The sequence below is a fragment of the Pedobacter sp. HMWF019 genome, from assembly GCF_003061025.1.
Classification (GTDB): Bacteria; Bacteroidota; Bacteroidia; order Sphingobacteriales; family Sphingobacteriaceae; genus Pedobacter.
On the sequence record NZ_QAIL01000438.1, the window covers coordinates 8,144 to 31,793 of the forward strand.

The following is a 23,650-nucleotide window of genomic DNA, read 5'->3' on the forward strand; positions in this document are numbered from 1 at the left end:
GAATACACGGATGACCAGGGACGGTTTCGTAAACAGAGTTTAAAAAAAGTGATCAATCTACTCGAGCTGGATATCACTAAGCAAAAATATATTGATATCTTTTATTTGAATGAAGTTCCGGAACAAGTTGCAATGGCAAGTGATCTGGATGAAGTAAACCCTGTATTATGAGAAAATGGAGCATATTTGTACTATGGGCCTTTGTATTTTTGAGCTGCCGGCAAATCTCAAAAAGTATTGATGAAACCATTAATCCCATTGATTCGGTTGCAGATAAACAGCAGCCGGTCACTACCGTTAGTACTACAACAAGTACAACTCATTCTGTAATGCATAGGGAGGGGGAAAATATAGGTTTTTTGACAGATACGCTGAAACTTTTGCAGGCAGAAGTCTTATTACGGAAACTGCCACAATATGCAGGTAAAGAAATATATGTTTACTCCAGTGCGTCTTTTTTTGATGATGGGCGGATCTTTATTGCACTTCAGCATCCTACAAATCCAAAATATGTAGACAATTATCAATACGAAAAAGACAAGTGGACGGGTCCTAAGCCTGAGCAGTTGTCTGTAAAGGACGATATTAAGAACAGACTTGTACCGCTTTCGCAGATGAATTTTATAAATGTTTCCAGGATAGGCCGGATTTATAATAAGAAAGCTTCAGAAATTGAAGGAGCAACGCTGGTAACCCATATCTATGTTAACATATGGAACAATACAATGCAATGGTTTCCGAACAGTATTTCTGGAAGCCGTAAGCGCTATTTAATAGAATTTAATACCGACGGAACTTTAAAGAGTTTTAAACAGGGCTAGTCTGTTAACAGACTAGCAGTACTTAATTGTAGAGCCGCTAATGTTAAGTTAGCGGCTCTACTGTTTTTAATGGTAATTATTTTTTTTCCAGATTGACTGAAACTCTTGTCCCATCCAGGAAGAAATTTAGTTTTTTAGGTTGGGTGCCTGCCGGGAGATTAAATTTCCACTCTGCCTGGCCTGTAGATTCTGGTTCTGGATTGGATGTGCCTGTTGAACCCGAGGAAGGAATTGAAGTGGAATTATCAAGTTCCAATCTGGCATCGTTGGATTGTACGGTAAAGAATATCTTGTTATCTAACTTGCTTTTATTGGTAATAGATAGATTGAGCGTTAATTCTGAACCCGTAGATTTACCTTCAGCATCCTGAAGGCTAATACTTTTGGCTGCTGTAACTTTAACGAGTGCTTCACTGTTCTTTCCTAAAATAGCACTGTCTGGAACTGCTTTAAATTCCGTACTTGCCGGTGCATTTTCTTTTGGAGGACTTACTGTTGTGGTGGTTTCAGTTTTGGTCATTGTAGAATCGGCACCCTGAGCCTTCTTGGATGAGTTTCCACAAGAAGAGATAACTGCTGTACCAAGTAACAGCAGTGATAATTTTGAAACTTGTCTAATCATTTTAAGTAGATTTTTAGGTATTTACTGTTCTAAATTAATATTAATTCTGCAGATTTTCAGGTTAAAACAAATCGTAGAGAGCGTAGTTTGGTGAAACATGAAATAAGATTGTATAGAATTAGGTATCTTTGATTTTATCTAATTCCTTTAAAAATGGTCCAGCAAATTGCGATTGGCGATTTTCTAAGTTTATACGCTTCAATTCCTCTTGTCGATGTACGTACGCCTGCTGAATTTTTACATGGACATATTCCAGATGCTTTTAATATTCCTCTGTTTACCAATGAAGAAAGGGTTTCAGTGGGCACAACCTATAAACAGGTTGGACGTGAGCAAGCCATTTTACTCGGTTTTGATCTGACAGGAAATAAATGGTCTGGCTTTATTCAGGAGGCTTTAAAGATTGCTCCGGAGAAAAAAATTGCGGTTCATTGCTGGCGCGGGGGAATGAGAAGCGGAGCCATGGCATGGGCATTGGGCCTTTATGGATTTGAAGTGTATGTTATTATTGGTGGCTATAAAAGTTACAGGAGATGGGCGCATAAACAATTTGAAAAGGAATACGATCTGAAGATCTTGGGTGGTATGACGGGTTCAAATAAAACCAATATATTGCATCATATCAAGGATTTAAATGAGCAGGTGGTAGACCTTGAGGACCTTGCACAGCATCAGGGCTCTTCTTATGGTACAATGAACCATATGGTACAACCCAGTCAGGAACAATTTGAGAACAACTTTGCTTTTGAGCTTTCGCATTTGAATATCCGGAAGGAAATATGGGTAGAGGATGAGAGTTTAACGATTGGAAAGAGGTGTATACCGAAACCTTTCTGGAATCAAATGAGAAGTTCCGGATTGATTAACCTGGAGGTGCCACTGGAACAGCGTATTCAAAAGCTGGCTCTGGAATATGGACAGCTGGATAAAGATTTTCTGGTGGAATGCACCGAAAGGATACATAAACGGCTTGGCCCGGAACAAACTAAACAGGCTATTCAAGCGATCCAGGAAAACCGAATGGAGGATTTTGTAAGGTTGGTATTGGTTTATTATGATAAAACTTATCGTACTGGATTGGGTAAAAGGGATGTGTTGCGGGTATTTTCACTGGCTTTAGAACAAGATGTTCCGGAAGTCAATGCAAAGAAGATACTGGCGTTTACAAAAAGCATTGGCATTAAAAGGGCTGTATAAGGAAATAAAAATGGATTTAAACGATATAAAACTTACACAATACTCTCATGGAGCGGGTTGCGGCTGCAAAATAAGCCCCTCGGTTTTGGATAAAATATTGCATAGTACTGTTCCGGCAGTACCGGATGCCCGTTTACTAGTGGGTAATGATAAAAGAGATGATGCTGCGGTACTGGATTTAGGAAATGGTACAGCACTGATATCTACCACTGATTTCTTTATGCCTATTGTAGATGATCCTTATGACTTTGGACGTATTGCTTCGGCGAATGCTATAAGTGATGTATATGCCATGGGAGGAAAGCCTGTGCTGGCTATCGCAATTCTGGGTTGGCCGATTGAAAAGCTTGCTCCGGAAGTGGCGCAGAAAGTACTGGAAGGCGCCAGGTCCATTTGTGCTGAAGCTGGAATTACACTGGCCGGAGGACATAGTATTGACTGTCCGGAGCCGGTATTTGGACTAGCTGTTAACGGCATATTGGATACCAGTCATTTGAAACAGAATTCTACTGCCACGGCAGGCTGCAGATTGTATTTGACAAAGGCATTAGGCGTTGGTATCCTGTCTACCGCTCAAAAGAAAGGGATACTTCGCCCGGAGGATGCGGCAATAGCGTTGAAAAGTATGGTCACTTTAAATAAACCTGGTGAACTTTTTGGCAGAATGCAGTGTGTTAAAGCTATGACCGATGTGACCGGGTTTGGTTTGCTGGGCCACCTTGCAGAAATGTGCGAAGGAAGCGGCTTATCGGCTGTAATCGAGTTTGATAAAGTGCCGGTGATTTCTTCTCTTCCTTTCTACCTGAGTCAAAACTGTTTTCCGGGAGGAACTCAGCGCAATTGGAACAGTTATGGGGAGAAAATTGGTGTTCTTAATGAGTTGCAAAAATTCATTCTTGCTGATCCTCAAACCAGCGGTGGCTTATTGGTGGCGGTAGAAGAAGAGGGGACGCTGGAATTTGAGCAATTGCTGCAGGAGCATGGATTGCCTGCTGTTTCATTTGGATGGCTTAAAGCACATGATGAAAATAAACTAATCAGCATCGCTCCGTAGGCGGTTTTCTGCGGATAATTTTATAGATTGCATGGGCAAACATTTATAGTTTAGGATTAATTAATGATAAGAATAACAATGAAAAGATCTGTTTTAACTCTGTTGGTGATTTTGGGTACAGTAATTTTGGCTGAGGCGCAACAAAAGTTGCCTACAGCAACTGAAATGGCAACAAAAAGCATAGAAGCCTTAGATAAAAAGGTGAAACTCAATCCAACCCAAAAGAACGTGATTTATAATTACATGGTGGATATGTGTAAAGATCAGCTGGAGCTTTCAAAAAAACAACAGGCTGGTACTGCAGGGGAGGATGACATTACGCGCTTTTATAAAGGCCAGAATGCTACGAATGCCAGCATCAGAAATATTCTGAAAGGGGATCAACAGGCACAGTATGATGAGTTCCTGGAAGAACAGGCGCGTGGCGGACAGAAAAAGAAGAAAAAAGGAAAACACGATAAAGAAGAGGAGGAAGTGGTAACAGGTATTTCCGGGTTAAAATTGCCTAATAACTAATTATATGGTTGTCGGACTGGGTGATCATATTCCCACTACTATGTATGGTGATGAAATATTGAAAATATTTCTGTCTGTACTGTGTGGTAGTATTCTTGGTCTGGAACGGGAGATCAGGGGTAAGTCTGCTGGTTTCAGAACACTTGCCCTGATCTGTTTTGGTTCAACAATTTTTACCATCTGCTCCTATCTTTTGGGCGTAGAAGATAACCGCGACCGTATAGCGGCCAATATCATTACTGGTGTTGGCTTTCTTGGGGCAGGTGTTATTTTTAGAAATAATTTTAGCGTTTCTGGTATTACAACTGCAGCATCTATATGGATTGCGGCCGCTCTTGGTATGTTTATTGGGATTGGTGAGTTTATATTGGCTGGCATTTCGCTGGTGCTTTCTATATTCATATTGTTTGTAATGGATTACATCCAGTTTTGGATAGATGATCGCTTTCAACATCGGGATTACAGGCTGGTTTTCAAAGATAAAGAGGCCTTGGGACCACTTCGTAGTCAGGTAAAGAGTTTGAAGCTACAAGCCCGGTTTATACGTACTTCAAGATCTGACGACCAGGTTGTTGTAGAATTCCAGGCTTCTGGGAGAGGTACGAAATTAAATGTGTTTAATGACTGGTTGTTGGAACAGGAATCTATCCAATCCTTTAACTGGTAATTATCTAAAAGGCTATGGACAACATCATTAACAGAATAGCAAAGTTTAATGCTGGATTGCTTCCAGATAAGGTTCAATTGAAGTATAAAGGGATGGCCGAGAGTGCATTCCGGTTCTTTAGAGGAACTTGTCATCTCTTCTATGAAGACCTTAGTAAGGACAAAGGATTTCCTTCTTCGCCGCTGGGATGGATTTGTGGTGACTTGCACCTGGAAAATTTTGGAAGCTTTAAAGGAAACAACAGGCTGGTTTATTTTGATCTCAATGATTTTGACGAATCGATGCTAAGTCCTGTAAACTGGGAACTAGCCAGGGTTTTAACCAGTATTTATGTCGCATTTGATACTCTTAAATTAGAAAAAGCAGCAGCCCATAAAATGGCTGCTATTTTTTTGGATAAGTATGTTGAAGTATTGGGTTCTGGTAAGGCTTATTATATGGATCCGAGAACTGCAGATGGTATGGTGAGCTATTTTCTGAACAATGTAAGGAAGCGGACAGAGAAGGAGTTGCTGAAAAAGGCGGCTAATGTTGATGGTAAGAAAATAACCATAAAGATAGATCGTGTACTGCATTTTAAATTGGAACGGGGGCTAAAAAAGGAACTGATGATGCATATTGCTGACTGGTTAAAAAATACATCTGCATGGCCCAATAAATATGAAGTTGTCGATGCTGCATTCCGTGTAGCAGGTACTGGCAGTATTGGTCTTAAAAGGTACATGTTCCTATTGCAGGGGAAAAAGAATAAAGATAAATTTTTGTTAGTGGAACTTAAGCAGGGAACGCAGTCTTCTCTGGCTCCATATAATCTTGTTGCCCAGCCCAATTGGAATTCGGAGGCCGAACGAATGATTATGGCTAAATACAGAATGCAAAATATATCGCCTGCTTTACTGAGTACAAGTGTTTTTAAAGGAGATGCTTATGTGCTTCAGGAAATGCAGCCCACAGCTGATAAGATCAATTTGACGCTTTTAGCAAAAGATCTTAAAGAGTTTAAAAGCGTATTAAAGGATATGGCAATTTTGACTGCTTCAGCGCAATTGCGCAGTAGTGGGATTCAGGGATCGGCTATTAACGACGATCTAAGGACTTTTGCTGCAAGTGCTAAGGATTGGAGAAAGCAGGTGTCGGCTTATGCAAGTGGTTACGCTGATCAGGTAAAAAGAGATTATAAAGAATATATGGCTGGTTATCAGCAATTGATTAAAACAACTTAAAATAATTATAATAATAGATGAAACACGGACTTTTAATAGACATGGATGGCGTTATTTATAGCGGTGAAACTTTAATTGAGGGGGCAGATAAGTTTATTGCCGGCCTGCTTAAAAACGACATTCCATTTACTTTTATGACCAACAACAGCCAGCGTACCAGGCTTGATGTGGTTCGGAAATTGAAATTGCTTGGGATTGAGGTGACAGAGAATCATGTATATACCAGTGCGATGGCGACGGGAAAGTTTCTTGGTGACCAGGGAAAGAATGGTACAGCATATGTACTGGGAGAGGGTGGTTTGTTAACCAGCTTACATGAAAATGGGATTAGCCTGGTGAATAGTGATCCTGAATTTGTAGTGTTAGGTGAGGGTAGAAATTTTACTTTAGAAATGGTGCAGCGTGCTGTAGATATGATTTTAGCCGGTGCAAAATTTATTACCACCAACCGTGACCCTTCGCCTAAAAAACCTGGATGGAACAACTTGGGCATTGCTGCTACAACAGCTATGATTGAGGAGGCCACAGGGCGTAAAGCTTTTGTTATTGGAAAACCAAGTCCGGTAATGATGCGGTCTGCAAGAAAATATTTAGGGTTGGAAACTGCCGAGACTACTGTGGTAGGAGATACTATGGAAACAGATATTCAGGGTGGGATTCAAATGGGATATAAAACAATCCTGGTATTATCTGGTATTGCACAAAAGGAACATTTAAGTCAATATGCCTTTAAGCCGGATTTAATTGTAAGTTCTGTTGATCAGATTGAGTATCCGTTAAAGTGGTGGTAGTCTGTCTTGCTTTTTGGCGTAAAAATTGATGCTTGGCAGCAAACTATCTATTGAACGCTATGGCAAAGACAGAATGGGTAATTGAACCCAACCAATTAACGATCTATCCGGCAAGGATTGTACGCTTATTATCCCTTATTTATTTTATCGGATTTACATTGTTGTTTGTTTTTCTTTACAAGAGTAATGTTGTCCCAGGTAAGGATACGTTGTATATTTCTGTTGGGCTCATTTTTTTTATATGTATCATTTTATTTATTGCTGGCGGGCGTAAAATCGTTTTTGATGGTGGTACTCAGACGATGTACAGCAAGGTTTTTGGAATGAATGTAAAATCTATTGGCTTTGATGAACTGGCTGCTGTTACTCCTTACAATACGATGGGTGCCGTGAGTTACAGGGCATTTACGAAGGCTAACCGTCATGGAAAAGGTGTAGTTGTGTCTGCTGGTTATTCTAAGCAGAGTAATAAGAATCTGCTTGCTTTTGTTGATGAAGTTTTGCCTAAAATTAATGAACTGGTCTTTTCTCATCAGCCAGTTGAGGTGAGGGAAGTGATTCGGGAATTTGAATTTTTTAAGGAAGAGGCAGGCGTGTACAACGTAAAGGATACGAAAACTGCGAATATGATCCTTGGGGTCTTAATGATCGCTCTGACCGGTTTTATACTAACTATACCAGATTTCATGAGTAATGATGAAGGTTTTAAAAGAATACTCACTACCTATTTCCCCTTGGTTATTGGTCTGGTTCTGATCAATACGTTTTTTTCTTCTATTCGTTTTGATAAAGATCAGCGCCAGATCATTTGCACCACTCTTGGTGGAGCGATTACCCGTATCTATTCTTTCGATGATTTTATTCGTTTTCAGATTATACGAAAAACTACCAATTTCATTTATGCTGGTACCGAAGTAAAGGCACTTGTTGAAATTGCAGGAAAAGGTAAAACCCGCGAGATTTTGTTGAGACATTTTAGAGGGACCAAGAAGATAGAGCGTTTTATTGATGAGGCCAACACTATAATGGGAATCATCTAAATTGAACTGTTGGTGATAAAAGCCAATATTGTTTATAATTTAGAATATAAGTTATACTAATTTTATGCTGATGATGATTTAATTTAAGCATGAAAAACCTATTCTTATTGCTTTGTTTGTTAAGTGTTTATCTTTTTTCAAATGCACAAACAGCACCTGAGCCTTATGGGCCTTTACCTTCCAGGGGCCAGTTGCAATGGCACGAAATGGAAATGTATTGCCTGATTCATTTTGGTGCTAATACTTATCTTGATCACGAGTGGGGCTATGGTGATGAAGATTCTAAATTGGTGAATCCGACGCAATTTGATGCTAAACAAATTGTAGGTGCAGCAAAAGCAGGTGGCTTCAAAGGAATCATTGTGGTGGCTAAACATCATGATGGTTTATGTTTATGGCCAACAAAAACAACTGATCATAATATCTCTCAAAGCCCCTGGAGAAATGGTAAAGGGGATATGATCAAAGAGTATCAACTCGCTTGTGATGCCCTTGGGCTTAAACTCGGCATTTATTGTTCTCCCTGGGATAGGAATAATGCAAACTATGGAAAGCCGGAATACCTGGTGATTTATCGCAATCAGTTGAAGGAATTATACGCCAATTATGGTCCTTTGTTTACTTCCTGGCATGATGGAGCAAACGGTGGCAATGGTTATTATGGTGGTGCTCGTGAGGTCAGGAACATAGACCGCACTACTTATTATGATTGGGAGAATACCTGGGCTATTACCCGTAAGATGCAGCCAAATGCGGTGTTATTTGGTGATGTGGGGCCGGATACCCGCTGGGTAGGTAATGAAATGGGGCATGCGGGTGAAACTTGCTGGGCAACTTACACGCCTGTTGCTCCTGATGAAGGACGTAAACCTGCAAACGGTTATGTGAAATCCGAGTTGGGAACTGAAGGTACGCGCAATGGAAAATATTGGATTCCGGCAGAGTGTGATGTGCCTTTGAGACCTGGGTGGTTTTATCATGCTGCTCAGGATCCACAGGTGAAAACCTCAGCTGAACTTTTGGATCTGTATTTTCAAAGTGTAGGTCGTGGCGCAGCATTGGATTTAGGTCTGTCGCCGGATAAGCGTGGCTTGTTACCTGATGCGGATGTGGCTTCCTTAAAAAGATTTGGCAATTTGTTAAAAGAGATTTTTGCGGTTAACCTGGCTCAAGGTGCCGAACTTAAGGCTTCTAACGTTAGGGGAAATAACCGGGCTACATATGGTCCGCAGTTTTTGCTGGATAAGGACAGGTATTCTTATTGGGCAACTGACGATCAGATCACTAAGCCTGAATTGATACTTACGCTTTCCGGACAGAAAACCTTTAATATTATTCAATTAAGGGAAAATATTAAGCTGGGACAGAGAATAGAAGGGGTGGCTATAGATATAATGGATGCTAAAGGGACATGGAAAGAGATTGGAACTGCCACAAGTATAGGGTCTAACAGATTGATCAGACTGAATAAAAATGTAACTGCAAAAAAAGTAAGACTCAGGATTACCGGATCTCCGGTTTGCATTGCGCTGAGTGATTTTGGTTTATTTAAAGAACCGGAACATTTAAGAGCTCCTGAAATCGTGCGGGCAAAATCTGGAATAGTAACGATAACTTCTGCTTATCGTAAATCGCCTGTACATTATACCTTAGATGGTTCGGAGCCTGTATTGTCTTCTCCTGTTTATACCAAACCTTTTCTTCTGGCAAAAGGTGGAACCATTAAAGCCAGGAACCTGTCAGCTGGTCTTTGGGGAGATATAGAGACTAAAATTTTTGGAATAGGAAAAATGGACTGGAAGGTGCTTGGAACATCTGATGCCAGCCATCCGGAATATGCTATTGATGAAAATGAAAAGACCAACTGGAATACCTTGTCGCCAGAGTTAATTAAGAATTTGCCCTACGAGGTGGCAGTTGATATGGGAAAAGAGGAACGGATTAAAGCTTTTACGTATTTGCCACGTCAGGATGATCATATAGACGAGGGGCTAATTGGTCAGTATTTGGTTTCTATAAGTGATGATGGGGTGAATTGGAGAGAAGCCAGGAGAGGTGATTTTCATAATATAGAGGCTAATCCTGTTCAGCAGCTGATTATATTGGAGCAGCCGGTTAAAGCGAGATATTTTAAATTTTCTGCTTTAAAGATAAACAATGGGAAAGGTATTTCTGTTGCCGAACTAGGTGTAGTTACGGTACTTTAAATTTTTGTTCTTATTGACAGAGCTATATTAAGCTCTGTCAATAATTTGAAGAAGTTTTTCGAGATCTTGTTCCGTATTATAAAAATGAAATGATATCCTCAATCCTGCACCACGAGGGGAAAATAATACATGAGCATCCCGCATTCTTTTTATCAATGCCTCGTCTGATTTGAGATTGAATATTGTTGAGTGGGTTGTTCTTTGAGCAACGTCTGAAGTGAGAAGTCCTCTTTCGGTAAAAGCTTTTTTTGCAAGTTCGCTTAGTGTGTGCAGCCTTTTCTCTATAACGTCCATTCCCAGTTGTTCTAAGTGCAGTATAGATTGTTTCAGCGTTCCGAAAGCAAGGGTATCTAAATGGCCTGGTTCAAAACATAGTGTCAAAAGCTTCTTATGTTTTAGGAAGGGTTCCTGGGGGAGGGCATGGTCTATTCTGTCTTGATATAGATGCTCGTTAACATGATCTTTGATCAGCATAAATCCGTTGCCATAGCCGGAAAGCATCCATTTATAGCCACTGCTTAGGAGGACATCCAGGCCTGAGTCTTCAAAATTAAAGCTTTCTGTACCGCAAAATTGCGTTCCGTCGGCAACGATGAGCATTTCTGGGTATTCTTGTTTTAGTTTTTTAATGAAATCAAGATCAATCTTGATTCCGTTAATGTATTGGATCAGACTCAGCGTTAATATGCTTGGTTTAAAAGACCTGACTTTATTTAATATGTTTTGTTCCAGGTTCTCATCAAGTTCTGCGTATTCGATACTTTTGAAATTTCTGCTTTCTATTGGATAATTTACAGATGGATAGTCACTTTGTAATATTAAGAAGCGATGAGATCGGTCTAATCCGTCAAGGAAGGCATTAAAAGCAATGGAAAAATTCTGGACAAGGAAGGTGTTTTCTGTTTTTGCCTTAAAAAACCTGGCTACATGATCTCTTACATCCTCCAGAAAATCTGCCTGATAGAGACGGAATTTGCTTCCTTCTTGTACAAATTGTTCATCATGTGCTTTTCTCCATTGTTGTATAGATTGAGATAAGATGCCCGAACCGGCTGTGTCAAGATATATATAGTTATTAAGTACGGGAAATTGTTCGGTAAAATTCATGGTGTAAATGTAGCAGTTTACATTTATTTCACTTAAATCTCCGCTATAAAAACATCTTTATCCTGACTAGAAGCCAGGATAAAGATATGAGGTTATTTTACGCGTTCAACATAATCACCTGTACGCGTGTCTATTTTAATTCTATCGCCTTGGTTTACAAATAATGGAACTTTTAATTCAATACCATTTTCTGTCGTAGCAGACTTTTGAGCTCCTGAAGATGTATCGCCTTTAACTGCAGGCTCTGTGTAAGTAATCTCCAGTTCTACAAAATTGGGTGCCTGGGCCATGATGGGTTCTTCACTTTCAAAAGAAACGATAACATCCATTCCTTCTTTCAGAAATTTAGCGGCTGGTCCAAATAAAGATTTTGGAATATTGAACTGCTCAAAACTGATGTTGTCCATTACCACAAAATATTCGCCTTCTTCATATAGATATTGGAAGTCGTTGGTTTCCACGCGGCAGATCTCAACCTGTTCGTCTGTTCCTAAACGTGCTTCTACGATTTTTCCTGTCTTGATGTTGCGAAATTTACCTAAGTAAAAAGCGCCACCTTTTCCTGGTGTACGGTGTATGAATTCTGTAACCGTTACCAGTTCGTTGTTATAACGTAAAATATTTCCTACTTTGATTTCGGATGCTTTTGCCATAAAATATAATTATAAAATTTGGCTAAAGATAGATTCTTTTTGCGTATTTACTTTCTTCTGATGTAAATGTGTTTTACATTTAATTTTCCGGTTTCCCTTTCATCCACTTCAAAGCGGTTGATGCTTTTGATTAAAGGAAGCAATCTTGGAAATCCATAGTTTCTGGCATCGAAGTCTGGTTTTTTCTTGAGCATTAAACTTCCGAGCTCTGCAAGGGAAGCCCAGCCGTTTTCATCAGCAAGATCGGAAATGGTATCGGAAAATAGTTTGATGACCTTTGGATCTATTTTACTTAAAGGCTGCTGCTCTTTTTTACTCTGTGGTTTTTTGTTTTCTATTTCTTCTTCTATGGAGAGATCGGGTTTAAGGATTTCCATGTAGATAAACTTGTCACAGGCCTTAATAAATGGAGTAAGGGTTTTCTTTTCCCCAATACCTATAACGGTCATCCCTGCCTCTCTTAGTCTTGTGGCTAACCTGGTAAAGTCACTGTCGCTGGAAACGATGCAGAAGCCGTCGACTTTGCCTGTGTATAAAATGTCCATTGCGTCTATGATCAACGCACTGTCACTTGCATTTTTTCCTGTGGTGTAGCTGTATTGCTGGATAGGAGTTATGGCATTTTCAAGGAGTACTTTTTTCCATCCTGAAACAGTGGGTTTGGTCCAGTCCGCATAGATTCTTCTGAAGGTTGGAGTGCCGTATTTTGCAATTTCTTCAAACATTTCTTTTACGTTGGCATAGGGTACATTATCTGCGTCAATTAATACGGCGAGTTTTAGGTCTTTTTTGATATCCATGATTAAACAATACTTATAGGCTCTGTTTAGTACAATATACATTTTTTTATTTTAGCCTTAAGGCTGGGCAAATGAACTTATATTTGGCTATGGAATTTATTGAATTATGTAAACCTTTTGATGCGCTTAAACCGAAAGAGCTTTATGATGTTTTGAAACTAAGGAGTGAGATATTTGTTGTAGAACAGCAATGTGTTTATCTTGATGCAGATGGAAAAGATCTGTCCTGCCAGCACTTGATGTTATACCATCAGAAGGAACTTGTGGCTTATGCGAGGATCGTTCCGCCGGGTATTTCTTTTAAAGAGGCTTCCATCGGTCGGATTGTAAGCAGCAAGAGGGTAAGAGGAACTGGTTTTGGAAAGGAGCTGGTGAGGTTGGCCATAGATAACTGTATCCGCTTGCATGGAAACAGAGATATTAAAATTGGTGCACAGCTGTATCTGAAAGCTTTTTATGAATCGTTTGGTTTTAAAGTAACAGGAGAGGTTTATGACGAAGATGGTATTGATCATATACACATGCTGAGATCTGGTATTTCTATCTGATATTCTCCTGTTTTTTAACGAAGTTTATTACATTTACAGTGTTTAGAGGTATGGAAACACTTTCACTTACTAGTTTCTAATTCGTCTTATTCAAAGAAAATCTATCTAAATTGAGAAATTCAATTCTTTTGCATAGTATATTTTTAATGCTATTTTGTTTTGGCCTATCCTGTAAAAGGAAAACTGCTGCTATTGGGGGTAAAAAATATAGCATTTATATCCTGGGTAAAGATGGAAGGGAATATTTGGTGGAGACCAATACTTTAGATAGTGGTAAAATTCTTCCTGAAAGACAGGGTATATTGTTAGATCCGGCAGAAACTGACAGGGATATTATTGTCAAAGACGGATGTTATTATCATTTAAACAGGAAAACTAAGTCATTTGCTAAATATAGTTTACAAGAAAATCAAATAAAAGAAACGGCTTCTGTTCCTTTAAAAGATTTTGCTATAGAGAATTATTACTGGATAGGACAGGATTCCCTTTTATTGGTTGGTCTGGATACAGAAAACTTTAGCCAGGTGAGATCTGTTTTAATCCAAAGTGATAAGATGACGTTGATCAAAGCGGCGGATTTGGATATTCCGAGACCCTCAGGAGTATTTAATTCCACGTTTGTGGGCTTTGTTGAACGCAAGGAAAAAGAGTTGTTTATTGGGTATACTTATCATCAAAGATTAAGTCCGTCTAATTATACCACTAGTGATACGATGTATGTGGCTGTGTTAAAATACCCTGAGCTGACTCTACTGAAAATAGACAAAGATATGCGTTCTACCTATCCGGGGGGAACCAATCTGATACAATCATATTCTTTTGAAGATGAACAGCGTAATTTCTATTTTATGACTTGTCCGGGTATTGCCCTGGGGAATCGGCCTGATCTGCCAACCGCGATATTCAGGATAAAAGCTGCAGATGATACATTGGACAAAAATTATTTTTTAGACATTTCCGGATCGGTGATTGGTAATCATGCTTATGGAATCTGGTATCTTGGAGGTCAAAAAGCAATTATTAGAAGCGAAAGAAAGGATCTGTTTAAAGGGCTAAGTGATCATTATAGTACAGCACATTTTGAATTTTATTTACTTGATCTGGCTTCAAAAAGGGTGATCCGTAAATTGGATCTTCCCCTGGATAAGGGGACCCGAAGAGAATGTGTAATTGTAAAAAATGGAGTGGCTTATATAGCTGTAAATTCTACTAAAGAAGGTAATTTTATCTGGCTTTATGACTTAGCTACGGGCACTTTAAAGAAGGGACTTGAACTCGCCGGAGATACAGATTTTATCATGAGAATTGACCAGCTAAACCTTTAAATGTTATAAAGGGAACTAGCTGACTTCCAGAACGATTTTTCCATTTACGCCGCCCGAGGATATCAGATCCTGGGCTTTAGAGGCTTCTTCCAGCGGCATGGTCCTTGCAATTTGTACTTTGATTTTTCCAGCTTCAACAAGTGCTTTTCCAAAAACCAGTTTTTCGTAAGCGGGGGTTGAGTTTACAAATTTTGCTGTTATGCCATGTTGTTTGGCCAATTCATCTGAAGTTGGCATAACCAGACTTAATAGTTTACCTCCTTTTTTAACCAAGGGGTAGGATTTTGTTTGTGTTTCGCCGCCAACAAGGTCTGCGACCAGGTCGATACCAGAAACCAGTTGACTAAAATCCTGTGATTTGTAGTCAATAACTTCATCTGCACCTAATGATTTAATCAAATCTAAACCCTTGCCCGAAGCTGTTCCAATGACGTAGGCACCCAGTGCTTTGGCCATTTGTATTAAAATGGTTCCTACACCGCCTGATGCACCATGAATTAATATTTTTTGACCAGATTCCAGATCACCGGCTTCGATCAGCAGACTGTAGGCAGTGGTTAGCGGAATTGTAAGTGCTGCTGCTTCGGCCAGTGTTACATTATTTGGAATGGTGGATACGATCTGTTCTTTTATAGAAATATACTCTGCATAAGATCCGCTGGAAGGATTAGCAAATACCAGGTCCCCAATTTTTAACCTGCTTACTTGTTCTCCAACTGCTTCAACAGTGCCGGCAACATCTATTCCAGGTGTATATGGAAAAGAAATAGGGATTATTTTTTGCATGGCTCCTGAGCGTACTTTGATATCCCATGGATTAACAGTGGTGGCGGCGATTTTAATCAGCACTTCTCCTGCTTTTAGTTTGGGTTGGTCTGTTTGATGGAGTTCCAAAACTGAGGAATTACCATAATTTGAAAATTGGATGGCTTTCATATGCTGGGTATTTTTGATATTGCCTTATGTAAGTTACAACAGCAGAATTCCTTTCTTGTTTAAATAAAGATGAGATGATAGAGCGTATTTAGACCTTTAACTCTATCCAGACCGGGCCATGATCACTTGTTTTTTCCCACCCACGTACCTGACGGTCTACTCCGGCAGCGGTTAAACTATCCTTCACCTGCGGACTGAGCAGAAAATGATCAATACGTAAACCGGCATTTCTTCCATATGCGTTTCTAAAATAATCCCAAAACGTATATATGATCTCGGTTGGATATAGTTTGCGTATAGCGTCGGTCCATCCCTGATCTATTAGTTTTTGGAAGGCCGCTCGGGTCTCCGGCCGGAATAGGGCGTCATCTACCCAACGTTCTGGTTTATAAACATCGAGTTCGGTTGGCATTACATTGTAATCTCCGGTTAATACCACGGGCTGGCCGGAATTTAGTAATTCTGCTGCATGAAGCCTGAATCGTTCAAACCATTGTAGCTTGTAGTCGAATTTTGGTCCGGGAGCAGGATTGCCATTTGGTAAGTAGAGACAGCCTATCACAATTCCGTCGATTATGGCTTCGATGTAACGACTATGCAGGTCTTCAGGATCGCCTGGGAGACCGCGTCTGATTTCTTTAATATTATCTTTTCTGGACAGTATAGCAACACCATTCCAGCTTTTTTGTCCATGCCAGATGGCGTGATATCCTGCGTCTTTTATGGCCTGTTCCGGAAATTTTTCCTGTGGTGCTTTCAATTCCTGTAAGCAAGCCACATCTGGAGCCGTTTCTTCCAGCCAGCGGAGCAATACAGGAAGACGCCCATTAACACCATTGACATTATAAGTTGCTATTTTCATAGAGGATAAGCTAAATGAGTTTTTTTTGAATTTAAATATACAAGATTTAAAATTTTAATCATCTGCAACGTAGGGGTAAAAGTAGATCAGGGTGTCATTTTGTAAAATTATTTATGAAACCGTTAAAAATTGTTGAGATCCTTTATTATCGTTTGCTGTATGCTTTCCTGGTTTTGTTTGGTCTGTTGCCTTTCCCGATCTCAAAAATGGTATTTGGAAATACCTTTTACTTTATTACATACAATTTGTTGCGATATCGATATGAAGTGGTTCTTCAAAATTTGTCCAGATCTTTGCCTAACAGATCTTACTCGGAAATCAGGCAGATTTCCAAAGCATTTTACAGACATTTGTCTACAATGGCCATAGAAACTGCCAGACTGTGTACGATGACCCGAAATACCGCACGTAAAAAGCTCCAAATTTCTAATGGAGAAATGATAATGAGGTTCTATGAGGAAAATAGAAGTATGATTGCTGTTTTAGGTCATTATGGCAATTGGGAATACCTGAATATTTTGCCATCCTATTTTCCTTTTCCAATAAATGCAATTTATAAGCCTGTTACTAACCCTGTTATGGGCAAGTTGATACATCATATAAGAACGCGCTTTGGAATGCATCTGCTTCCTTCAAATCAGGCATTGCGTTATCTTCTTAAACAAAAGGGGCAGCCCCAGCTGAGCATTTTTATTGCGGATCAGTTTCCGGGAATACAGGATAAAGAACAGTTTAGCTTTCTTCATCAGTCTACCACGATGTTTAATGGTGCCGAGAAGTTAGCAATCGCTACAGATTCTGTTGTGGTTTACCTTGATTTAAAGCGAAAAAAGAACGATTGTTGGGAACTTGTTTTTTCTTTAATCACAGAATCTGCACCATTAACCGATGATCAGGAAATTACAAGAACCTTTGCTCATAAACTTCAGGAAACGATTTTTGATGAGCCAGCTTATTGGCTTTGGTCGCACAGGCGCTGGAAACAAGGAATTTTGTAACTTGCATTATGAAGCAGAATATTTATGATCTGGATATTTTTTTTAGTGGGTACTTTAATTTAAGGAAAAATGAAAGTGGCCTAAATTTGGTTTTGGAAGAGCCAGCTATGGATTCACTATTGCCCGATTTACAAGGAATCGATGTTCTTGATGCGGGCTGTGGTTTTGGAAAGCAATGTCGTTTTTTTTCTGAATCAGGAGTGAATTCTGTAACGGGAATTGACATTTCAGAGAAGATGATTGGTTTTGCTCAGGAAAACAACAGCGCTAAAAATATAACCTACCTTCAAACTGCCCTGGAAGATGCTGTTTTTCCTAGGGAATCATTTGATTTGGTAGTCAGCTCTCTGGCCTTTCATTATGTAGAGGCTTATGACCGTTTGGTAGATGATATCTTCAATTGGCTTAAGCCTGGGGGGCGGTTGATTTTTTCTGTTGAACATCCAATTGCAACAGCTAAGCCTGAGCAGCAATGGATTATTGATGAGGCTGGACAAAAGATGTATTGGCCTATAGATCAATATAGTATCGAAGGGCCAAGAAGTACAAAGTGGTTTGTCGACGATGTGATTAAGTATCACCGGACTATACAAACTTATGTGAATACATTGATTGATCAGGGATTCAGATTAATCCGGATATTAGAACCTGTTCCTTCGGATGAATTCATTATAGGAAGACCTGACTTGGAACAGTTTCTGCGAAGACCGGCTTTTCTGCTGATTTCTGTGCAAAAAAGATAGAATTATAAATTTTTCAACAAATATATTCTTTTAATAAATACTTGCTTTCATGACAATACATGTAAACGACCATATCAAGCTTGAATTAACTCATGACTCGCAAGCAGATGTCCTGTTTAATGCAATAGACAACAACAGAAAACATCTTTCTGTATTTTTGCCCTGGGTAGGCCATATGCAATCGATTAACGATTTGAAGGATTATATTAAGGCGAGTGAAGTACTTATTCAGCAACAAAAGGAAATCAGCTTTGCTATTTTGTTTGAACAGGTTGTTGTAGGGAGAATTGGATTGCACCATCTAAATATGCTGAATAGAAGTGGGGCCATAGGCTATTGGCTCGTCAAAGAGGCAGAAGGGAAGGGGATTATCACAAAGTCTTGCAAAGCCATGATCAATTACGGGTTTGATAAATTAGGGTTGCATAGGATAGAGATCAAGGCAGCAGTCGATAATTTAAGAAGTCAGGCTGTTCCTGAAAAATTGAACTTTAGAAGGGAAGGTGTTTTAAGGCAGGCAGAGCTGGTGAATAATGAATTCCTGGATTTGGTCTTATATTCCTTATTACGTCATGAATTTGGTGTTTAACTTATCTTGGGATCAATTCACGTTGTGCTTTTGGTAAACTGTTTAAAACCAGGTCATAGGAATGATCAATAAGCTCATGAAGTAAGCTGCGTTTGAGCCTCCCATCCATATAAATGGTGTTCCAGTGTTTTTTGTTCATATGATAACCAGGAATGATTGTATCGTATTGCTCTCTTAGTTCTACTGCACGTTCGGGATCACATTTTGCATTAAAGCGGTTTCCTTCTTCAAGACCAATAAGGAGAAAGATTTTTCCACCTATTTTAAATACAAGCGTTTGATCGCCAAAGGGAAAATCTTCTGTTGAACCGGGTTTTTGGAGACAGTAGTCACGCAATTCTTCAATATTCATGGCGGATTTTTTGATAAAAGTAACAATAAGTGTGTTTTCTGCCAAGAGATTAGGTGTGTTTCATATAGCCTGCTAGGTCTTGGTCTGTGCTGTGCTTGCTGTTTTTCAGGTCGTTAATAATCTTTTTTCTTTCGTTTTCTGTTTTGTTCTGACTTAATTTTTGCTGGGCCTGCAGGTCATTGACGGTGATCTCAAAGGCAACAATCCCTTTGAGCATCTTTAGTTTAAAGCTATTGGAAAGACTTGCCCATTGTTCCAAATAATCCTTGTCATAGGTGGAGATCATTTTTTCCATCAACTCAAGTTGCTGAATTTCTTCATGGAGAATAGTCGCCTTGCCATAAGCATGCACTGAAATATAGTTCCAGGTTGGCACGTTTTCCTGTTTATCGTAGTTTCTTGGTGCTATATAGGCATGGGGTTCATTAAAAATGACCAATGCCGGACGATCAATTAATTCTTGGGCTTGTGGATTTGCTTTTGCAAAATGGGAGGAAAGAACAACTGTGTGCTCGCGTAGTTCAATATGAAAGGGGAGATGAGTAGCTATGGGTAATTGATCTTTAGCGGTCACTAGCGTAGCAAAACTGTAACGTTGCATAAAGTCGATAACTTGCTGCTGATCTTTAAACTTGAATTGAGCGGGTATATACATAGTGAACTGGTTTTAAGAAACAGATAAATAATCTTCTTTTTTGATTTCATATATAAAATTCAATTTGGAGGCTTCGCCATAATAGGCTACGCTCTCTTCAGCTATTTTAGTTGCTCCTAATCTACCTACTGCAATCTGTGATCTTAGATTGCCTGCACCTACATGAAGCAATATTCTATTTACAAATTGAAAGATATAGTCCATCATTAACTTCTTTACTGATGGATTTAATCCGGTTCCCCAGTGTTTTGTTGCATAAAAAGTGTATCCGATCAGGATACTTTTATCTGATTCTTGATAGTCATAAAAGCGTGTGCATCCTACGATTTCATTGCTGGATTTATCTATGATTTTGAAGGCACCTTTACTCTGGATGGCGCCTTCAAAGAAAAGCTGGAAAACTTCTTTTTTCCAACGGTCTTTATTGGGGTGTTGCATCCAGATGTCCTTGTCAGAAGCAACTTGATACAAAGCATCAAAGTCATTGTTCTTTAAAGGAACAAGTTTAACGCTCTCGTTTTCTAATGGTTGTTGTAGGGAAAAGTTCATTGTTTTAATATTTAGAATATGCACAAAATTACAATCCGAATGGATGATAAGGATAGTCCAATATAAACAAAATGGGTAGTCCAGTTTTAGGTCTTAATTGATCCTGACAAAATCATAATCCATACTCTTTCCATCTCCTGAGATAACCGCTTTGATTTTTTTTCCGTCATATCTATAAGTGATTTTTTTGGGAAAATCATGTGTTGGATTTTCACATGTAAAACCTTGACTCTCAATTTGAGTCAATTTAAAAAAAACAGGTTCTTTTTCGCCAGTGATCGTTACAACGTAGAAAATGTCGTTTCCCTTTGTCATGAATTGAAGATTCTCTGTGAAAATAATATCATTTCCTTTGAGTGTTACCCCTTTCCCAATCAGTTTCAAATCGGAGATTTTATCCCAGATTTCATAGCCTGAATGCCCGGGCTTGGCATTTGTGCGGATCCACTTTCCGGCTAGCCAATCTAGTGCTTTGAATTTTTGTTTTTGGCTTTCCTGCCCTTGAACATTGTTCAGGATCAACATGCATATGCATGGAATAAGCAGAAGGAGTTTTTTGAATGTCATCGTGTTTTTTCTTTCAAAAATAAGGTGATTTGTTATTGCCGTATTGTACAAACCCGACTCTCAGTTTATTTTCTTAAAAAAAAGTTGGCCATATTTTTTTCTTCAAAGAAATAGGGAAGGGTCTTCCCCTGTAAATGCTTTGAAATTTCTGATGAAGTAGCTTTGGTCGTAATAACCAGATTGGTATACAATTTCTGACCAGCTACATTTCTCTGCTTTGATGAGTTGAAAGATATGATTGAATTTGATAATGCGGGAGTAATATTTAGGCGCAAGCCCGATGTACTTTTTGAACAGGCGTTCCAACTGGCGTTCATTAAGCTTTGCCGCATCTGCAACCATTGCTACAGATGCTCTTCCGTTACTTTCAAAGATGACTGTTAGCGCATTTTCCAATGGATTTTCAATTACATTTTTACAGAGTTCCAGAAAACGATCATCTAAAACCTGTTTGAGTTTATGCTCATTTTCGAAAGGCAAAAAATGGTTTTTTAAATCAGCAAGCTGAACATGGGGGAAATTATCCAGGTCGATTATTTGGTCGAGGTAGGCAGCCATATTCAATCCAAACATTTGAGTCAATGCGGCTGGTTTTAGTTTTATTGCAAAAGATCCTGTCCAACCCGTATTTTCAAGATAGAAATAGCTGGTGATCTGTCCGGCAAATAAATTTGGTGATTGTAGTTGCCACTCTCCGCTAATTTTTGATTTATATACTTCTCCGTAGTTAAAGATCAATTCTGTAAACCCGTCAGGAATAATCTTTTCGATTTTTGGAATAGGGTTCCGCGACTGCATCATCCAATAACATTCTATGAATGGTTCCAGGTCAGGATGTGGGGCAATTCTGGTAAACTTCATTATGCAAATTATAAAATTTCGGAATTAACTTGGCTCTTACAGTTTAAAATTTAATCTTTATGGTTAAATCGTCAATTGATAATAGCAAAACGTTAAAACCGCTTAATCGGGTTTCATCAAAGGTGGTTACAATACAGCTTGATTATGAATATAAAAACACACAGGATCGGGGAACGTAAATTAGCTGAGGTTATTTCGGATTCTATTTTAATAAGTAATGCTGAAGAAGGATTACAATTGCTTGTTGATTTGTATTACCAGGATTTTGAAAGTATATTGGTTTATGAAAGTAATATAACCTCTGAGTTTTTTGATTTGAAAACAGGTCTTGCCGGTGAAATATTACAAAAGTTTTCCAATTATAGAGTAAGACTTGCCATTGTAGGAGATTTTGAAAAATATCCTGGTAAAAGTATCAGAGATTTTATTTTTGAGAGTAATAAAGGCAGGTTAATTAATTTCTTACCCACAGCAGATGAAGCGAAGAATAAATTACTCAGTTAAATCCTTGAGTAACTATAGATGTGATTATATATGGAAATAAAATTGAGGGAACATATTCATCAGATTGTACAGCTAACTGATGAGGAGTTCCAACATGCCATTACTTTTTTTACCAAACGAAGATACAGGAAACACCAATATATTGTACAAGCTGGTGATGTGAATAGCCACGAGCATTTTGTTGTGAAGGGGATTGTAAAATCGGCTTATACAGATCCCGAAGGGAGAGAGCATATTTTACAACTTGCTATGGAAGAATGGTGGTTTTCTGATCCCAATGCCTTTAATAATGGGATTCCTGCTACTCTGAATGTAGATTGCCTGGAGGATACGGAGACCTTATCGATTTCTTTTGAAAGTAAGGAGAGACTTTGTGCCAGTTCTCGGAAGATGGAATATTTTTTCAGGAAGAAATATACAACCGGAAATATTGCCTTACAGAAACGCGTCTTAGCCTTATTAAGCCATAGTGCTGCAGAACGCTATAAACAATTGCTTTCCCAGTATCCCACCTTGCATACGAGGGTTTCAAAAACTTTAATTGCATCTTACTTAGGTGTTACCAGAGAAACGCTAAGTCGGCTATCCTCGTAAATGATTTTTTTGAAGACATAGGTGTGACAAATGTCACATTTAAAAAGTGACTTATATCCTTTTTATTGAACCTTTACCCGCCTTATTTTTGGTTACACACAAATTTAATCAATACCAAATACGAATTGAGAATGAAAACAAAACTATTAGCCGCCGCTGGATTGCTTGCTTTGTTTGTGACACAGAATGTGTCTGCGCAAAGTCTTGAAAAGCTGAATTGGTTCAATGAACCTGAAAAATGGGAAATTCCAAATAAGAATACATTTAAGATGTTTGTCCCTGCCAAGACAGATTATTGGCGAATTTCCCATTATGGTTTTACCGTTGATGATGCCCCTTTTTATTACGGTAATTATGGTGGGGAGTTTGAGGTGAAAGTGAAAATTACCGGTGCATATGTAACCACTTTTGACCAGATGGGGATTATGCTTCGCGTTGACCACGAAAATTGGATTAAAGCAGGTGTTGAGTTTGTAAACGGAAAGCAAAACGTAAGTGCCGTTGTAACTCATAAAACGAGTGATTGGAGTGTGGTAGAATTGGATAAAGCACCAAAATCTATTTGGATGAAGGCCGTAAGAAAGCTGGATGCGGTAGAGATATTCTATTCTCTGGATGATAAAAAATACACAATGATCCGGACTTGCTGGTTTAAAGACAACTGTCCTGTAATGGTCGGATTGGTAGGTGCTTGTCCGGATGGTAAAGGATTTGAAGCTGTTTTTGAAGACTTTAAAGTTACACAAACACCTGACCAGCGCCGGTTAGACTGGGCAAAGAAACAACCCAATTAATAAGGTCTAATGCTAATGTAAATTTAACCTTCGGGGTTTTGATATTAAAAAGGATATAGGTACATTGTTATACAT

The 23,650-nt window shown here is 39.0% G+C and carries 28 protein-coding genes; 17 read left to right on the forward strand and 11 right to left on the reverse strand.

Going from position 1 to position 23,650, the window contains the following annotated elements:
* Window positions 1-167: 167 nt before the first annotated feature.
* Window positions 168-821, forward strand: a complete 654-nt coding sequence (locus DBR11_RS23170; protein ID WP_108554976.1) for a hypothetical protein — start codon at window positions 168-170, stop codon at window positions 819-821.
* A 76-nt stretch (window positions 822-897) separates the two neighbouring features.
* Here the strand turns inward: DBR11_RS23170 and DBR11_RS23175 are convergent, their stop codons facing one another.
* Window positions 898-1,443 (reverse strand): hypothetical protein, encoded by a 546-nt coding sequence (locus DBR11_RS23175; protein ID WP_108554977.1) that lies wholly within the window; start codon window positions 1,441-1,443, stop codon window positions 898-900.
* A gap of 153 nt (window positions 1,444-1,596) precedes the next feature.
* Between DBR11_RS23175 and mnmH the strand changes: the two genes are divergently transcribed.
* From mnmH to DBR11_RS23215, 8 genes are all read left to right on the forward strand, one after another.
* A complete protein-coding gene (gene mnmH / locus DBR11_RS23180; protein WP_108554978.1) occupies window positions 1,597-2,640 on the forward strand; it encodes a tRNA 2-selenouridine(34) synthase MnmH in 1,044 nt (347 codons plus the stop codon).
* A 10-nt stretch (window positions 2,641-2,650) separates the two neighbouring features.
* The gene (gene selD / locus DBR11_RS23185) at window positions 2,651-3,694 is read left to right on the forward strand and encodes a selenide, water dikinase SelD (protein ID WP_108555000.1); all 1,044 of its coding nucleotides are present in this window, start codon (window positions 2,651-2,653) and stop codon (window positions 3,692-3,694) included.
* A 63-nt stretch (window positions 3,695-3,757) separates the two neighbouring features.
* Window positions 3,758-4,210, forward strand: a complete 453-nt coding sequence (locus tag DBR11_RS23190) for a hypothetical protein (RefSeq protein ID WP_233260873.1) — start codon at window positions 3,758-3,760, stop codon at window positions 4,208-4,210.
* A gap of 4 nt (window positions 4,211-4,214) precedes the next feature.
* Window positions 4,215-4,877, forward strand: coding sequence for an MgtC/SapB family protein (locus tag DBR11_RS23195; protein WP_233260874.1), 663 nt, complete (start codon window positions 4,215-4,217; stop codon window positions 4,875-4,877).
* A 14-nt stretch (window positions 4,878-4,891) separates the two neighbouring features.
* A complete protein-coding gene (locus DBR11_RS23200; RefSeq protein ID WP_108554980.1) occupies window positions 4,892-6,100 on the forward strand; it encodes a DUF2252 domain-containing protein in 1,209 nt (402 codons plus the stop codon).
* A 17-nt stretch (window positions 6,101-6,117) separates the two neighbouring features.
* On the forward strand, window positions 6,118-6,891 hold the full coding sequence (locus DBR11_RS23205) for an HAD-IIA family hydrolase (RefSeq protein ID WP_108554981.1): 774 nt from the start codon (window positions 6,118-6,120) through the stop codon (window positions 6,889-6,891).
* A gap of 59 nt (window positions 6,892-6,950) precedes the next feature.
* Window positions 6,951-7,931, forward strand: a complete 981-nt coding sequence (locus tag DBR11_RS23210) for a hypothetical protein (RefSeq protein WP_108554982.1) — start codon at window positions 6,951-6,953, stop codon at window positions 7,929-7,931.
* A gap of 89 nt (window positions 7,932-8,020) precedes the next feature.
* Entirely contained in the window at window positions 8,021-10,138 is a 2,118-nt protein-coding gene (locus tag DBR11_RS23215; RefSeq protein ID WP_108554983.1) for an alpha-L-fucosidase, read from the forward strand.
* A gap of 27 nt (window positions 10,139-10,165) precedes the next feature.
* Here the strand turns inward: DBR11_RS23215 and DBR11_RS23220 are convergent, their stop codons facing one another.
* From DBR11_RS23220 to DBR11_RS23230, 3 genes are all read right to left on the reverse strand, one after another.
* The gene (locus tag DBR11_RS23220; protein WP_108554984.1) at window positions 10,166-11,245 is read right to left on the reverse strand and encodes an aminotransferase class V-fold PLP-dependent enzyme; all 1,080 of its coding nucleotides are present in this window, start codon (window positions 11,243-11,245) and stop codon (window positions 10,166-10,168) included.
* A 92-nt stretch (window positions 11,246-11,337) separates the two neighbouring features.
* Entirely contained in the window at window positions 11,338-11,898 is a 561-nt protein-coding gene (efp, locus tag DBR11_RS23225; protein ID WP_108554985.1) for an elongation factor P, read from the reverse strand.
* 47 nt (window positions 11,899-11,945) lie between these two features.
* Window positions 11,946-12,698 carry an NYN domain-containing protein gene (locus DBR11_RS23230; protein WP_108555002.1) on the reverse strand — a complete coding sequence of 251 codons (753 nt, stop codon included), beginning with the start codon at window positions 12,696-12,698 and terminating at the stop codon, window positions 11,946-11,948.
* A 71-nt stretch (window positions 12,699-12,769) separates the two neighbouring features.
* Between DBR11_RS23230 and DBR11_RS23235 the strand changes: the two genes are divergently transcribed.
* Window positions 12,770-13,246: a GNAT family N-acetyltransferase gene (locus DBR11_RS23235; RefSeq protein ID WP_233260875.1), complete on the forward strand. Its 477-nt coding sequence runs from the start codon at window positions 12,770-12,772 to the stop codon at window positions 13,244-13,246.
* 146 nt (window positions 13,247-13,392) lie between these two features.
* Window positions 13,393-14,571 carry a DUF4374 domain-containing protein gene (locus DBR11_RS23240; RefSeq protein ID WP_108554986.1) on the forward strand — a complete coding sequence of 393 codons (1,179 nt, stop codon included), beginning with the start codon at window positions 13,393-13,395 and terminating at the stop codon, window positions 14,569-14,571.
* 15 nt (window positions 14,572-14,586) lie between these two features.
* Here the strand turns inward: DBR11_RS23240 and DBR11_RS23245 are convergent, their stop codons facing one another.
* Complete coding sequence (locus DBR11_RS23245; protein ID WP_108554987.1) at window positions 14,587-15,507, reverse strand: NADP-dependent oxidoreductase; 921 nt, start codon at window positions 15,505-15,507, stop codon at window positions 14,587-14,589.
* Window positions 15,508-15,595: 88 nt separating this feature from the next.
* Complete coding sequence (gene xth / locus DBR11_RS23250; RefSeq protein WP_108554988.1) at window positions 15,596-16,369, reverse strand: exodeoxyribonuclease III; 774 nt, start codon at window positions 16,367-16,369, stop codon at window positions 15,596-15,598.
* A 113-nt stretch (window positions 16,370-16,482) separates the two neighbouring features.
* On the opposite strand from xth, the gene DBR11_RS23255 reads away from it, so the two are divergent.
* Genes DBR11_RS23255 through DBR11_RS23265 form a run of 3 tightly spaced genes read left to right on the forward strand, consistent with a single transcriptional unit; the run spans window position 16,483 to window position 18,699 of the window.
* Window positions 16,483-17,367: a lysophospholipid acyltransferase family protein gene (locus DBR11_RS23255; RefSeq protein WP_108554989.1), complete on the forward strand. Its 885-nt coding sequence runs from the start codon at window positions 16,483-16,485 to the stop codon at window positions 17,365-17,367.
* A gap of 8 nt (window positions 17,368-17,375) precedes the next feature.
* On the forward strand, window positions 17,376-18,110 hold the full coding sequence (locus tag DBR11_RS23260) for a bifunctional 2-polyprenyl-6-hydroxyphenol methylase/3-demethylubiquinol 3-O-methyltransferase UbiG (RefSeq protein WP_108554990.1): 735 nt from the start codon (window positions 17,376-17,378) through the stop codon (window positions 18,108-18,110).
* 49 nt (window positions 18,111-18,159) lie between these two features.
* Window positions 18,160-18,699: a GNAT family N-acetyltransferase gene (locus DBR11_RS23265; protein ID WP_108554991.1), complete on the forward strand. Its 540-nt coding sequence runs from the start codon at window positions 18,160-18,162 to the stop codon at window positions 18,697-18,699.
* A gap of 1 nt (window position 18,700) precedes the next feature.
* On the opposite strand, the gene DBR11_RS23270 is transcribed toward DBR11_RS23265, so the two are convergent.
* The 5 genes from DBR11_RS23270 to DBR11_RS23290 form a co-directional block, all read right to left on the reverse strand.
* A complete protein-coding gene (locus tag DBR11_RS23270) occupies window positions 18,701-19,051 on the reverse strand; it encodes an MmcQ/YjbR family DNA-binding protein (protein ID WP_108554992.1) in 351 nt (116 codons plus the stop codon).
* 49 nt (window positions 19,052-19,100) lie between these two features.
* Entirely contained in the window at window positions 19,101-19,706 is a 606-nt protein-coding gene (locus DBR11_RS23275; protein ID WP_108554993.1) for an FMN-binding negative transcriptional regulator, read from the reverse strand.
* Between the two features lie 12 nt (window positions 19,707-19,718).
* The gene (locus DBR11_RS23280; protein WP_108554994.1) at window positions 19,719-20,255 is read right to left on the reverse strand and encodes a GNAT family N-acetyltransferase; all 537 of its coding nucleotides are present in this window, start codon (window positions 20,253-20,255) and stop codon (window positions 19,719-19,721) included.
* 93 nt (window positions 20,256-20,348) lie between these two features.
* Window positions 20,349-20,822 carry a DUF6265 family protein gene (locus DBR11_RS23285; RefSeq protein WP_146186637.1) on the reverse strand — a complete coding sequence of 158 codons (474 nt, stop codon included), beginning with the start codon at window positions 20,820-20,822 and terminating at the stop codon, window positions 20,349-20,351.
* Between the two features lie 102 nt (window positions 20,823-20,924).
* Window positions 20,925-21,683, reverse strand: a complete 759-nt coding sequence (locus DBR11_RS23290; protein WP_108554996.1) for a helix-turn-helix transcriptional regulator — start codon at window positions 21,681-21,683, stop codon at window positions 20,925-20,927.
* Between the two features lie 144 nt (window positions 21,684-21,827).
* Here DBR11_RS23290 and DBR11_RS23295 point away from each other — a divergent pair, with 144 nt between their 5' ends.
* From DBR11_RS23295 to DBR11_RS23305, 3 genes are all read left to right on the forward strand, one after another.
* The gene (locus tag DBR11_RS23295; RefSeq protein WP_108554997.1) at window positions 21,828-22,187 is read left to right on the forward strand and encodes a DUF4180 domain-containing protein; all 360 of its coding nucleotides are present in this window, start codon (window positions 21,828-21,830) and stop codon (window positions 22,185-22,187) included.
* 30 nt (window positions 22,188-22,217) lie between these two features.
* Window positions 22,218-22,781: a Crp/Fnr family transcriptional regulator gene (locus tag DBR11_RS23300; RefSeq protein WP_108554998.1), complete on the forward strand. Its 564-nt coding sequence runs from the start codon at window positions 22,218-22,220 to the stop codon at window positions 22,779-22,781.
* A 131-nt stretch (window positions 22,782-22,912) separates the two neighbouring features.
* Window positions 22,913-23,575 carry a DUF1349 domain-containing protein gene (locus DBR11_RS23305; RefSeq protein ID WP_108554999.1) on the forward strand — a complete coding sequence of 221 codons (663 nt, stop codon included), beginning with the start codon at window positions 22,913-22,915 and terminating at the stop codon, window positions 23,573-23,575.
* Window positions 23,576-23,650 lie beyond the last annotated feature (75 nt).